This window comes from Azospirillum palustre (assembly GCF_002573965.1).
GTDB lineage: Bacteria > Pseudomonadota > Alphaproteobacteria > Azospirillales > Azospirillaceae > Azospirillum > Azospirillum palustre.
On sequence record NZ_PDKW01000043.1, the window covers coordinates 1,308,961 to 1,321,788 of the forward strand.

9 protein-coding genes are annotated in these 12,828 nt (G+C 67.3%); 3 read left to right on the forward strand and 6 right to left on the reverse strand.

Going from position 1 to position 12,828, the window contains the following annotated elements; genetic code table 11:
* The first annotated feature begins 34 nt into the window (after nucleotides 1-34).
* The gene (locus tag CRT60_RS28500; RefSeq protein WP_098739836.1) at nucleotides 35-889 is read left to right on the forward strand and encodes a phytoene/squalene synthase family protein; all 855 of its coding nucleotides are present in this window, start codon (nucleotides 35-37) and stop codon (nucleotides 887-889) included.
* 37 nt (nucleotides 890-926) lie between these two features.
* Here CRT60_RS28500 and trmFO read toward each other — a convergent pair whose 3' ends face one another.
* The 5 genes from trmFO to CRT60_RS28525 all read right to left on the reverse strand — a co-directional run bounded on the left by trmFO (nucleotide 927) and on the right by CRT60_RS28525 (nucleotide 8,012).
* The gene (trmFO, locus tag CRT60_RS28505) at nucleotides 927-2,270 is read right to left on the reverse strand and encodes a methylenetetrahydrofolate--tRNA-(uracil(54)-C(5))-methyltransferase (FADH(2)-oxidizing) TrmFO (RefSeq protein ID WP_098739837.1); all 1,344 of its coding nucleotides are present in this window, start codon (nucleotides 2,268-2,270) and stop codon (nucleotides 927-929) included.
* A 205-nt stretch (nucleotides 2,271-2,475) separates the two neighbouring features.
* Nucleotides 2,476-2,673 carry a hypothetical protein gene (locus CRT60_RS28510; protein WP_098739838.1) on the reverse strand — a complete coding sequence of 66 codons (198 nt, stop codon included), beginning with the start codon at nucleotides 2,671-2,673 and terminating at the stop codon, nucleotides 2,476-2,478.
* A gap of 62 nt (nucleotides 2,674-2,735) precedes the next feature.
* Complete coding sequence (gene uvrA, locus CRT60_RS28515) at nucleotides 2,736-5,603, reverse strand: excinuclease ABC subunit UvrA (RefSeq protein WP_098739839.1); 2,868 nt, start codon at nucleotides 5,601-5,603, stop codon at nucleotides 2,736-2,738.
* A 172-nt stretch (nucleotides 5,604-5,775) separates the two neighbouring features.
* Nucleotides 5,776-7,392, reverse strand: coding sequence for a CYTH and CHAD domain-containing protein (locus CRT60_RS28520; protein WP_098739840.1), 1,617 nt, complete (start codon nucleotides 7,390-7,392; stop codon nucleotides 5,776-5,778).
* A 101-nt stretch (nucleotides 7,393-7,493) separates the two neighbouring features.
* Complete coding sequence (locus CRT60_RS28525; RefSeq protein ID WP_098739841.1) at nucleotides 7,494-8,012, reverse strand: SixA phosphatase family protein; 519 nt, start codon at nucleotides 8,010-8,012, stop codon at nucleotides 7,494-7,496.
* A gap of 202 nt (nucleotides 8,013-8,214) precedes the next feature.
* Between CRT60_RS28525 and CRT60_RS28530 the strand changes: the two genes are divergently transcribed.
* Nucleotides 8,215-10,362: an RNA degradosome polyphosphate kinase gene (locus CRT60_RS28530; RefSeq protein ID WP_098739842.1), complete on the forward strand. Its 2,148-nt coding sequence runs from the start codon at nucleotides 8,215-8,217 to the stop codon at nucleotides 10,360-10,362.
* Between the two features lie 23 nt (nucleotides 10,363-10,385).
* Nucleotides 10,386-11,954 carry a Ppx/GppA family phosphatase gene (locus CRT60_RS28535; RefSeq protein WP_098739843.1) on the forward strand — a complete coding sequence of 523 codons (1,569 nt, stop codon included), beginning with the start codon at nucleotides 10,386-10,388 and terminating at the stop codon, nucleotides 11,952-11,954.
* Nucleotides 11,955-12,024: 70 nt separating this feature from the next.
* Here CRT60_RS28535 and CRT60_RS28540 read toward each other — a convergent pair whose 3' ends face one another.
* A complete protein-coding gene (locus tag CRT60_RS28540) occupies nucleotides 12,025-12,789 on the reverse strand; it encodes an SDR family oxidoreductase (protein WP_098739844.1) in 765 nt (254 codons plus the stop codon).
* Nucleotides 12,790-12,828 lie beyond the last annotated feature (39 nt).

The following is a 12,828-nucleotide window of genomic DNA, read 5'->3' on the forward strand; positions in this document are numbered from 1 at the left end:
TCGCTCCTCCCCTCTTTTTCCAATCGGGCATCCCATGGTGAAGGCTGCAACCGACCTGTCCTATTGCGGACGGGAGGTTCGGAAATATGACAACGACCACTTTCTGGCAGGTCTGTTCACCCCCGCCGACAGGCGTGAGGCAACATTCGCGCTCTACGCTTTCAACCTCGAGATCGCGAAAACGCGCGAGGTGGTCAGTGAACCAATCCTTGGCCAGATGAGACTTCAATTCTGGCGCGACGGCATCGAAGCCGTCTATGAGGATGGACCCGTACCCCGGCATGAGGTGATGGAGCCTCTGGCACAGGCGGCGCGCGGGCTGCCATTGAGCCGGTCGCTGTTCGACCGGCTGATCGACGCCCGGGAAGCCGATCTGGACGACACGCCGCCGGCCGACTTGGCCTGTCTCGTTAACTATGCCGAGGTGACCGGGGCGCCGCTGGTCCAGCTGGCGCTGGAGATTCTGGGGGTGCGGGATGCGGCGGCGATGGCGGCCGGGCGCCATGTCGGCATCGCCTATGCCCTGTCCGGCATCCTGCGTGCGGTGCCGTTCCTGGCACGTCAGCACCGTCTGCGCCTGCCGGACGATCTGATGCAGCGCCATGGCGCCAAAAGCGAAGACTTGTTTGCCGGACGCTCGACGCCGGAACTGCGGCCGGTGGTTGGCGAGATCGCCGATGTGGCGCGCAAGCATCTGGCCGAGGCCCGCGCCCTGCGCCGCGAATTGCCGAAGGCGGCGATCCCGGCGCTGCTGCCGGCGACGCTGGCCGACCTGCATCTGGGCGTGATCGCGCGCGAGGGCAACGACGTGTTCGCTCCGCGCGTCCTGTTGGCCAATCCGTTCCGTCAGCTTCGGCTGGGCTGGGCGGCGATGCGCGGGCGCTACTGACGCCCGCGCTGCACGGAGACCCGCAGAGACCCGCCGGTCAGCCCTTCAGCCAGCCGTCAAGGTCGGCCATCGCCCGGCGGGTGTAGGCCAGCTTGCGGTCGCGGCCGCGGATCTTGTCGTCCACCGGCGGGAACAGGCCGAAATTGACGTTCATCGGCTGGTAGGTTTCCGCCTCCGCCCCGCCGGTGATGTGGCCGAGGATGGCGCCGAGCGCCGTGGTCACCGGGGGCGCGCTGATCTCGTGGCCCAGACGCTCCGCGGCGGCGAAACGGCCGGCGAGCAGGCCGACAGCCGCGCTCTCCACATAGCCTTCGCAGCCCGTGACCTGACCGGCGAAGCGCATGCGGGGCAGCGACTTCAGCCGCAGGGCGCCGTCCAGGATGCGCGGACTGTTCAGGAAGGTGTTGCGGTGCATGCCGCCCAGCCGGGCGAACTCGGCATTCTCCAGGCCGGGGATCATGCGGAAGATGCGGGCCTGTTCGGCGTGGCGCAGCTTGGTCTGGAAGCCGACGAGGTTGTACAGCGTGCCAAGCGCATTGTCCTGGCGCAGCTGGACCACCGCATAGGGGCGGCGTTCCGGCCTGTGCGGGTTCGTCAGGCCGACCGGCTTCATCGGGCCGTAGCGCAGGGTGTCGACGCCGCGTTCCGCCATCACCTCGATCGGCAGGCAGCCTTCGAAGTAAGGGGTGTTCTTCTCCCACTCCTTGAAGTCGAGCTTCTCGCCCTCGATCAGCGCGGCGATGAAGGCGCGGTACTCGTCCTTCTCGAAGGCACAGTTGATATAGTCCTTGCCGGTGCCGCCGGGGCCGGGCTTGTCGTAGCGCGACTGGAACCATGCCTTCGACAGGTCGACGCTCTCCAGATAGACGATGGGCGCGATGGCGTCGAAGAAGGCCAGCGACTCCTCGCCGGTCTGGGCGCGGACCGCCTCGGCCAGGGCGGGGGAGGTGAGGGGGCCGGTGGCGACGATGACGCTGTCCCACTCCTCCGGCGGCAGGCCGGCGACCTCCTCGCGCTGGATGGTGATCAGCGGATGGGTGGAGATGGCTTCCGTCACCGCGTCGGCGAAACCATCGCGGTCCATGGCGAGCGCGCCACCGGCCGGCACCTTGTGCGCGTCGGCGCAGCGCAGGATCAGCGAGCCGCAGCGCCGCATTTCCTCATGCAGCAGCCCGACCGCATTGTACTCGGCATCGTCCGACCGGAAGGAGTTGGAGCAGACCAGTTCCGCCAGCTTGTCGGTATCATGGGCCTCGGTCTTGCGGACCGGCCGCATCTCGTGCAGCACGACGGGCACACCGCGGGAGGCGAGCTGCCACGCGGCTTCCGAGCCGGCGAGACCGCCGCCGATGACATGGACGGGGCGAAGAGAGTCGGTCATAGAAGCGATTTTCCAAACAGAAGACTGCGGATGATTGACGCGCAATCTAAGCTGTCCGCTTCCAAAACGACAGTCCTCAAACGGCGGCCGTCAGACACAGATCAGCCGGCCTCCACGGGGAAGGCCGGCTGCAAGTCGATCAGGAGTCAGTCAGAACATCGATCCAGGCAGAACAATGAGCCTCAGGCGTCAACCAAGCAGTGGCTCACTCGCTCTTCGTCGTCGTGCTGCGTTCGACGGTGGTGGAACCGGTCGGGGCCGGCGTCACGGTGGTCGAGCCGTAGCTGGGGGTGGTGGTCGTCGTGGTCGTCGTGCTGGTGGTGGATTTGTCGGACCCGCAGGCCGCCAGCAGTAGGGCCGCACCAAGGGCGGCCCCCATACCGGTCAGAAGCGTCTTGCTCATGCCTCTCGTCTCCCATGCAGTGCGAATTCTGCCTGGAAGAACAAGGCTCAGCTTGCGTTTGTTCACGCCCTCTTTCGGGTTGCCGATTTCCGCACCGCCGGCTTCGCCTTTAGGTAGGGGGCGAGATAGCGGCCGGTGTAGCTGCGCTCCACCTTCGCGACATCCTCCGGCGTGCCTTCGGCGACGATCTCGCCGCCGCCGGTGCCGCCCTCCGGCCCCAGGTCGATGATCCAGTCGGCGGTCTTGATGACCTCCAGATTGTGTTCGATCACCAGCACCGTGTTGCCCTGGTCGACCAGCGCATGCAGCACCTCCATCAGCTTTTCGACATCGGCGAAATGCAGGCCGGTGGTCGGTTCGTCGAGGATGTACAGCGTGCGGCCGGTGGCGCGGCGGCTCAGTTCCTTGGACAGCTTGACGCGCTGCGCCTCGCCGCCCGACAGGGTGGTCGCCGCCTGCCCGATGTGGATGTAGCCGAGGCCGACGCGTTCCAGCGTGTCCAGCTTGTCACGGATGCCGGGAACCGCCTTGAAGAACTCCTTGCCCTCCTCGACCGTCATGTCCAGCACATCGGCGATGGTCTTGTCGCGGTAGGTGACTTCCAGCGTCTCGCGGTTGTAGCGCTTGCCGTGGCAGACGTCGCAGGTGACATAGACGTCGGGCAGGAAGTGCATCTCGATCTTGATGACGCCGTCGCCCTGGCACGCCTCGCAGCGCCCGCCCTTGACGTTGAACGAGAAGCGGCCGGGACCATAGCCGCGCGCCTTCGCCTCCGGCAGGCCGGCGAACCAGTCGCGCATCGGCGTGAAGGCGCCGGTGTAGGTCGCCGGGTTGGAGCGCGGGGTGCGGCCGATCGGCGACTGGTCGATGTCGATGACCTTGTCCAGATGCTCCAGGCCCAGCACCGCGTCATGTTCGGCCGGATGCTCGCGGGCGCCCACCAGCTTGCGCGCGACCGCCTTGTACAGCGTCTCGATGATCAGCGTGGACTTGCCGCCGCCGGACACGCCGGTCACGCAGGTGAAGGTGCCCAGCGGGATCCTGGTCGAGACGTTCTGCAGGTTGTTGGCGCGCGCACCCTGCACCTCCAGGAACTGGCCGGGGTGGCCGGGCCGGCGGGTGTCGGGCACCGGGACGAAGCGGGTGCCGTTCAGATACTGGGCAGTGATGCTGTTGGGGTTCTTCTGAACCTCCTCCGGCGTTCCCTGCGCAATGACGGAGCCGCCATGCTGGCCGGCACCGGGACCCATGTCGACCAGATAGTCGGCGCTGCGGATCGCATCTTCGTCATGCTCGACGACGACGACGGTGTTGCCGATGTCACGCAGGCGCTTGAGGGTTTCCAGCAGCCGGTCGTTGTCGCGCTGGTGCAGGCCGATGGACGGTTCGTCCAGCACATACAGCACGCCGGTCAGGCCGGAACCGATCTGCGAGGCGAGCCTGATCCGCTGGCTTTCGCCGCCCGAGAGCGTGCCGGATCCGCGGCTGAGCGTCAGGTACTCAAGCCCCACGGCATTGAGGAATCCGAGGCGCTCGTTGATCTCCTTGAGGATGCGGTAGGCGATCTCGCGGTCTTTCGGGCGCAGATGCTCGTTCAGCTCGCTGAACCAGGCACCGGCGCCGGCGATGGACAGCTCCGCCGCCTCGGAGATGTTGCGCCCGCGGATCTTGACCGCAAGCGCCTCCGGCTTCAGGCGGGCGCCCTTGCAGACCTCGCAGGGCTGGGAGGACTGGTACTTCGACAGCTCGTCACGCGTCCAGGCGCTGTCGGTTTCGCGGAAACGCCGCTCCAGATTGTTGACGATGCCCTCGAACGCCTTGTTGGTCTGGTAGCGCCGCAGGCCGTCGTCATAGGTCATGGTGATGGCCGACCCGTCCGAGCCGAACAGGATGGTCTTGCGCACCTTCTCCGGCAGATCCTGCCAGGGCGTCGTCATCGATGCATCGAAATGCTCGCAGATGCTCTCCAGCGTCTGGTCGTAATATTTGGAGGTCGAACCGGCCCATGGCGCGATGGCGCCCTTGGCGAGGGTCAGCCGCTCGTCCGGAACCACCAGCATTGGGTCGAAATAGATCTTGCTGCCCAGCCCGTCGCAGGCCGGGCAGGCACCGAACGGGTTGTTGAAGGAGAACAGCCGGGGCTCGATCTCCGGAATGGTGAAGCCGCTGACCGGACAGGCGAATTTCTGCGAGAAGACGGTCTGCTCGTTGGTCTCGGCATTCTCGACCCAGACGATGCCGTCGGCCAGCCCCAGCGCGGTCTCCAGCGAATCGGCCAGACGGTTGCCCAGCCCTTCGCGGACAACGATGCGGTCGACCACCACCTCGATGTCGTGCTTGAGCTTCTTGTTGAGCGCCGGTACCTCGTCGATCTCGTACATGGTGCCGTCGACCCGCACGCGCTGGAAGCCGCGCTTGCGCAGGTCCTGGATTTCCTTCTTGTACTCGCCCTTGCGGCCGCGGACGAAGGGCGCCAGCAGCAGCAGCCGCGTGCCTTCGGGCATCGCCATGATGCGGTCGACCATCTGGCTGACCGTCTGGCTTTCGATGGGCAGGCCGGTGGCCGGCGAATAGGGGATGCCGACGCGCGCCCAGAGCAGGCGCATGTAGTCGTAGATCTCCGTCACCGTGCCGACGGTCGAGCGCGGATTCTTGGAGGTCGTCTTCTGTTCGATGGAGATGGCCGGCGACAGGCCCTCGATGGAATCGACGTCCGGCTTCTGCATCAGCTCAAGGAACTGGCGCGCGTAGGCCGACAGGCTCTCCACATAGCGCCGCTGCCCCTCGGCATAGATCGTGTCGAAGGCAAGCGACGACTTGCCCGATCCGGACAGGCCGGTGATGACGATCAGCTCGTCGCGCGGCAGATCCACATCGACGTTCTTCAGGTTATGTTCCCGCGCGCCGCGGACGCTGATGTATTTGTTCATGGAGTGTTCTTTTACCCGAAGCTTTTCCGGATGGAAAGCGGCAAGGCGCCGCGACGCATGACGAAAATCGGCCGGCAGAGGAAATGGCCCAGTGGAAATGGCCCCCGCCGCCGGTCGGCTGACGATATATGCGCCAGGCGCGGTATTGCCACCGGCGCCCCGCGCGGGTCGGTCATGACCAGAAGGGCGGAACGGCGCGGAACCGCTTCCACAGCTCGGGCAGCGCCTTGCGCCGCTTTTCGGATTGGCGCTCGATCCAGGCGGCGACCACGCCGACCGTCTTCGGGTCGGCGCCGGTCAGCGATGCGAGCATGCGGGCGCTGGTGACGGCGTCCTGATCGGCATCCAGCGCCGCCTGCAACTGTTCCAGCGCCGCGAAGAAGGGCAGGGTGGCCGCCTCAGGATAAAGTCCCCGGAAGAAATCGGCGGTATAGCGCAGCGTGCGCAGCCGCCGGCGCAGCTTGTCGCGCCCCTTGGCATCCTCCGGCGGCTTCGCCGGCTTGCCGAGCTTCGCCATGCGCGCGGACAGCCAGCCGCCGGCAAGCGTGGTGACCGGCGCCGACAGCATGGCCCGCCGGTCGCCGTCCGCCTCCGACATCCAGCGGCCATGCTCCAGCCACGCGGCGAGGCCGAGAACGGTGGTGGTGCAGCCGGGCGCCAGAATCGCCGCCATCGCTTCGCGCGCCGGACCGGCCCCGGCGGAGCGGGCCAGCGACTCCAGCCGCTCCAATGCCGTCCGGTCGATGCCCTGGGCCGCCTTCGGATCGGCAAGGAGAGGAGCGAGGACGCCGGACATCAGCACGTCCCAGCCGCGCGCCGGTCCCAGCCGCTTGGCGAGCCCCCGGCTTTCCTCGACCAGCCGGTCGGCTTCCGGCGCGGCGATCAGCGGAGCGAAGAGGCGGTGGGCGGTGCGCAGCCGGCGCAGCGCCACGCGCATGCGGTGCAACCCCTCCACGTCGCCGCCGGCCAGCGCACAGGATTCATTGGCCAGGAACTGGCGCAGCGCCTGACGCAGGATGTGGCGATAAGCCTCCGCGACCGTGGTCAACGGCGACAGGCCGAGCGGTTCGGCTTCCACCGGTCCCGGCGCCCTGCCAGTGACCATCCGCAGGCCGGTCTCCGCCTTGCTTTCGGTGCCGATGCGCATGGGAATGGCGGATTGCAGCATCAGCGCCAAATCGAACAGGCTGGCGACCTTGCCGGCCTTCAGCTCCAGTTCCACTTCGCTGATCGGCAGGGAGTTGCCGCCGGCATAGACGCCGCCGTCATCGACGGCCAGTTCGACCGCGGTCAGCGGATCGGGGCGCAGCAGCAGGGTGGTGCGCCGGAAGTCGGTGATGAACAGGCAGTCCAGCGCATCGAGCGCCGCCGACGGCACCAGCCCGACAACGCTGGGATCCGTCAGCACGCCAACATCGACCGCCTCTCCGGCGACGACCCACTCCCATTCCCGCCGCACGGCAACGGCGGCCGAATCGCCGGGGCTGGCGCTGTTGACGGTTTTCAGGGTCTGGACGAAGCGGTCGCCCTCCTGCCGCACCCGCAACGCGACCCCGTTGGCGGCGAGCTTGAAGTCGGGCGTGTCGAAATAGGCGGTTCGCAGCCTTTGGCTCACCGCCGGGCCGTCGGCAATCGCCAGCAGCCCCGGCAGCGCCGCCACCCGCGCCAGATCCGCCGTCGCCGCATGCAGCTTCAACTCCACCTCGCGGAACGTCGAGGCGGCCGGCTGCGCGTCGGGGCCGGGCTGGGGGTTGCTGGGTGGTGCCGTGGGTGGGCTGACGGGGGTCAAGGGTCGGCTTCCTCCCGAATCCGGCCGGGGCGCGGCCTTGCGGCCGAACTGGCCTGGAGCGTATCAGGTGGATCCGTGGATACTCCAACCGCCGCCGCAGGTTAAGAGAGTTTACGCGGCTGCACAAAATCCGCCAGCCGGCCGGCGCCCATCTCCAGGTCGACCCAATGCAGTGTCTCGAAGACCAGAACGGCGCAGGCGCCGGTCGGGAATTTGTCGGCCAGGTCGTGGCGGAGGCCATGGTCGCCGCTGCCGGTCAGGGCGTTCGCCAGTTCGTGCAGGTCGGGATTGTGCGCCACCAGCATCAGGCCGGTCGCGGAATCGGGGGCGTCGCGCAGCCGTTCCAGCAGCGTGTGTGCGCCGCACAGATACAGGCCGCGTTCATGCTCCACCGGCGGATAGGGCGTACCCATCGCCGTCATCACCCGCTTGCGCGTTTCCACGGCCCGCACGGCGGTCGAACAGAGCACGAGGTCGATGTGCGCGTGATGCTTGGCCAGATAGGCGCCGACCAGGGTGGCCGCCTTCTCTCCACGGGCGTTCAACGGGCGCTCGTGGTCGCCCAGCGACGGATCGTCCCAGGAGGATTTGGCATGGCGCAGCAGGAACAGCGTCTTCATGGCGGAAATCTGCCGGCAGGGGAGGGGCAAGGGGGCTGGTGGCGGGATCGGCGAGGCGGGAAGAGGTCGCAGTGTTTAACCAAATGGGAGTCCTGAAACCGTAACGCATATGGGATACTCTGTCTGCCCACCATATAACCGTCGTCGGCATGGTTCAAAGCCAAGCGCCGGCGTTCGGGATTTCACGATTTCAGAGGTCGACGTGACGCATCTCCAGGAACTCGATTCGGTCGGTATCGAGCCAAACGCCCCGGAACGCTTCATCAATCGGGAGCTTTCGTGGCTGGCCTTCAACCAGCGCGTCCTGGACGAGGCGGCCAACGCGAATCACCCGCTTCTGGAGCGGCTGCGCTTCCTGTCGATCTCCGCCAGCAACCTCGATGAATTCTACATGGTCCGCGTCGCCGGCCTGAAAGGGCAGGTGGCCGCCGGCGTCAAGACGCCCAGCCCTGAGAATCTGACGCCGGCCCAGCAGCTGGCTGCCGTGAAGCAGCGCATCGCCGCCCTGATGGAGAGCCAGCAGGCCACATGGCGTTCGCTGAAAGGCGAACTGCGTGGCGCCGGCATCTCGGTCGTCGATCCGGCCGACCTCAGCGAAGGGGAACTGGACTGGCTGGAAGCCAAGTTCCTGGACGATATCTTCCCGATCCTGACGCCCATCGCCGTCGATCCGGCCCACCCTTTCCCGTTCCTGCCGAACCTCGGCTTCTCACTGGCGCTCCAGCTGCACGACCCGGTCAAGGGCCGGCACATCGACGCGCTGGTGCCGCTGCCGACGCAGCTTGAGCGGTTCCTGCGCCTGCCGGGTTCGGACATCCGCTTCATCCAGCTGGAAAAGGTGGTGATGCAGTTCATCGACCGCCTGTTCCCTCCGTTCCAGGTCAAGGCGCACGGCGTCTTCCGCGTGCTGCGCGACAGCGAGATCGAAATCGAGGAAGAGGCGGAAGATCTGGTCCGCACCTTCGAAAGCGCGCTGAAGCGCCGCCGCCGCGGCAGCGTCATCCGGCTCGCCACCGACAGCGGCATGGCCGCCGACCTGCGCGAGTTCCTGCGGCATGAGCTGAACGTCGCGTCGGACGACGTCTTCATCCTGGATGGGCTGATCGGCCTGACCGACACCAAGCTGCTGATCGTCGACGAGCGGCCCGATCTGGTCTTCCGCCCCTTCAACGCCCGTTTCCCGGAACGGATCCGCGATTTCGGCGGCGACTGCTTCGCGGCGATCCGCCACAAGGACATCGTCGTCCACCACCCCTATGAGTCGTTCGACGTGGTGGTGCAGTTCATCCGGCAGGCGGCCCGCGACCCGCAGGTGGTCGCCATCAAGCAGACGCTCTACCGCACCAGCAAGGACAGCCCCATCGTCGCCGCGCTGATCGAGGCGGCGGAGGCCGGCAAGTCGGTCACGGCTCTGGTCGAGCTGAAGGCCCGCTTCGACGAGGAGGCGAACATCCGCTGGGCGCGCGATCTGGAGCGCGCCGGCGCCCAGGTGGTCTACGGCTTCGTCGATCTGAAGACCCACGCCAAGGTGTCGCTGGTGGTGCGGCGCGAGAAGAAGGCGCTGCGCAGCTACGTCCATTTCGGCACCGGCAACTACCACCCGATCACGGCGAAGGTCTACACCGACCTGTCCTTCTTCACCTGCGACCCGGCGCTGTGCCACGACGCCGCCGTCATGTTCAACTTCATGACCGGCTATGCCACGCCCAAGGTGCTGGAGAAGATCGCCATCGCCCCGATCACGTTGCGCCAGCGGCTGTCGGACCTGATCGAGGCGGAGATCGCCCATGCCGCCGCCGGACGGCCGGCGTCGATCTGGGTGAAGCTGAACTCCCTGGTCGATCCGGTCATCATCGACAAGCTGTACAAGGCCTCGCAGGCCGGCGTGCAGATCGACATGATCATCCGTGGCATCTGCTGCCTGCGGCCGGGGGTGAAGGGGCTGTCGGAGAACATCCGGGTGCGCAGCATCGTCGGCCGCTTCCTGGAGCATGGCCGCGTCATCTGCTTCGGCAACGGCCATCCCATGCCCAGCAACCAGGCCAAGATCTTCATCTCCTCCGCCGACTGGATGACCCGCAATCTGGACCGCCGCATCGAGACGCTGGTGCCCATCGAGAATCCGACGGTGCACGAGCAGGTGCTCGACCAGATCATGGTCGCCAACATGAAGGACGACGCAAGCACCTGGAAGCTGGGCCCCGATGGCGTGTACCATCGCATCAAGGCTGGCCCCGATGCGTTCAGTGCCCATAATTACTTCATGACCAACCCCAGCCTGTCCGGCCGGGGCAGCGCGCTCAGCAACAAGCGCACGCCGCCGCGGCTGATGCTGCACACGGTGTCCTGAGGGCGGGTGACGGGAGCGAGAGTATGAACATTGAGAAACGCGCCGCCGCCAATTTCGGCGAGCTGGGGCAGGCGGTCGGCGGCGCTTCAGGCGTTGCGACCGCCGGGGAGCGCGTTGGAGACCGGGTGGGCGTGATCGACATCGGGTCGAACTCCATCCGTCTCGTCGTTTATGACGGGCTGACCCGCTCGCCGCTTGCCCTGTTCAACGAGAAGGTGCTGTGCGGTCTCGGGCGCGGCGTGGAGAAGGCCGGCGTGCTGAACCCCGACGGCGTCGCCCAGGGGCTGGCGGCGCTGGAGCGCTTCGCAACCCTGGCCCAGGGCATGCGCGTCGGCCGGCTCGACGTGATCGCCACCGCCGCCGTGCGCGATGCCCGCGACGGTGCCGCCTTCGTCGATGCCATCCGACGCCGGGCAGGCCTGACCGTCCGCGTCATCAGCGGCGAGGAGGAGGCGCGGCTGTCGGCCATGGGCGTGCTGTCGGGCACCCCCGGCGCGGACGGTCTCGTCGGCGATCTCGGCGGCGGCAGCCTGGAGCTGGTGACGCTCGACCGCGGCGTGATCGGCAAGCAGGTGACGCTGCCGCTCGGCCCGCTGCGGCTGATGGAGGTCGGTTCGACCAAGGGCGGCCCAGCCAAGCTGATCGACCAGCATCTGGAATCGCTGCCCTGGCTGCCGGCGATGAAGGGGCGGCCCTTCTACCCGGTCGGCGGCAGCTGGCGCGCCATCGCCAAGCTGCATATGGAACAGTCCGGCCATCCGCTGCACATCATCCACCACTACACCATCCCGTCGGCGGACGCGCGGGAGTTCACCGGCCTGATCGGCCGGCAGAGCCGCTCGTCGCTGGAGAAGATGGCGGGATCGCGCCGCCGGCTCGACACGCTGCCTCTCGCCGGGCTGGTGCTGGAACGGCTGCTCCGCATCGCCCAGCCGTCGAAGCTGGTCTTCTCCGCCTACGGCCTGCGCGAAGGGCATCTCTATTCGCTGCTCTCGCCGGAGGGGCAGCGCGAGGATCCGCTGATGGCGTCGGCCACCGATTGGGCGCGGCGCTTCGTGCGGATGGGCGATCCGGCCCTGCTGATGTCCTGGACCGCCGGGCTTTTCGCCGGCGAGGACGACAACGCCATCCGTCTGCGCCATGCCGCCTGCCTGCTGAGCGACGTCGGCTGGGCCGACCATCCCGACTACCGGGCGGAGCATGCCTTCCTGCGCGTGCTGCGTTATCCGTTCCCGGCGCTGGATCATGACGAGCGCGCTTTCCTCGCGCTTGCCGCCCATGCCCGCTATGCCGGCGCCATCGACGTGCCGCTGACCGCGCCGGTGCGGACGCTGGTGAGCGAGGGGCAGGGCATGAAGGCGCTGGTGCTGGGTCTGGCCCTGCGCCTTGCCCACACGCTGTCGGGCGGCGCCACGGCTTTGCTGGAGCGCACGAGCCTGAAGGTCGGCGATGGCCGCATCGTGCTGACCCTGCCCGACGACGGCAGCGTCCCGTCCGGCGAAGCGGTCCAGCGCCGCATCGACGCACTGGCCAAGGCGATGAATCTCAAGAGCGACGTGGTCCAGCCGCTGCGGCCTCAGGCGGCCGAGTAGGGCCGGAGGAATAGGGCAGGGCCGAACGCCGGTGAATGGCGTGCGGCCCTGCCCGATCATGTCCGGTTGATCACGTCCGGGTGATCGACACGCCGCCATCCACCAGCAGTGCGGTTCCGGTGGTGAAGCTGGACGCGTCCGACGCCAGATAGAGCGCCGACTGCGCGATCTCCCGTGGCGTCGCAAGGCGTTTCAGGGCGTGAAGCCCCTGGACGAAGGCCAGCGCCTCCGGCGTGTTCGACACGGCCCGTCCCATCGGCGTATCGGTGCCGCCCGGCAGCAAGGCGTTTGCGCGGATGCCCTGCGGCCCGTATTCCGCCGCAATCACCCGCATCAGGCCGATCAATCCGGCCTTGCTGGCGGCATAGGCAGCCATTCCGGGAAAGCCGACGGTATGACCGACGAAGGTCGAGGTGAAGATCAGCGATCCGCCGCCGCGGGACAGCATCGCCGGAATCTGGTGCCTGGCGGCATGGAAGGCACTGGTCAGGTTGGTATCGATCACCTCGTGCCATATCTCCGCCGTCATATCGGGAAGCGGAACCTGGGCGCCGACGGTGCCCGCATTGTTGAAGGCCACGTCCAGTCCGCCGAACCGGCGGATGGCGGTTTCGACCGCGGCGCGTGCGACCTCGGCATCCGCGACGGTGCCGGCCACGGCGATGGCATCGCCGCCTTTGCTCCGAATCTCGTCCGCCAGCCGTTCCAGTTCGTCACGCCGCCGGGCCACCAGAACGAGCTGCGCGCCGTGCTCCGCGAACAGCAGCGCCGCCTCGCGCCCGATCCCGGAACTGGCACCCGTGACGATTGCAGTCTTTCCGTCCAGCTGTTTCATTGCCATTCTTCCATGCGGTGAATGGCGCGAAAGTCGCGA

Bases quoted from the DNA above. Each gene is read 5' to 3' on its own strand.
- CRT60_RS28500 (WP_098739836.1), top strand. From the start codon at position 35: ATGGTGAAGGCTGCAACCGACCTGTCCTATTGCGGACGGGAGGTTCGG.
- trmFO (WP_098739837.1), bottom strand. From the start codon at position 2,270: ATGACCGACTCTCTTCGCCCCGTCCATGTCATCGGCGGCGGTCTCGCC.
- CRT60_RS28510 (WP_098739838.1), bottom strand. From the start codon at position 2,673: ATGAGCAAGACGCTTCTGACCGGTATGGGGGCCGCCCTTGGTGCGGCC.
- uvrA (WP_098739839.1), bottom strand. From the start codon at position 5,603: ATGAACAAATACATCAGCGTCCGCGGCGCGCGGGAACATAACCTGAAG.
- CRT60_RS28525 (WP_098739841.1), bottom strand. From the start codon at position 8,012: ATGAAGACGCTGTTCCTGCTGCGCCATGCCAAATCCTCCTGGGACGAT.
- CRT60_RS28535 (WP_098739843.1), top strand. From the start codon at position 10,386: ATGAACATTGAGAAACGCGCCGCCGCCAATTTCGGCGAGCTGGGGCAG.
- CRT60_RS28540 (WP_098739844.1), bottom strand. From the start codon at position 12,789: ATGAAACAGCTGGACGGAAAGACTGCAATCGTCACGGGTGCCAGTTCC.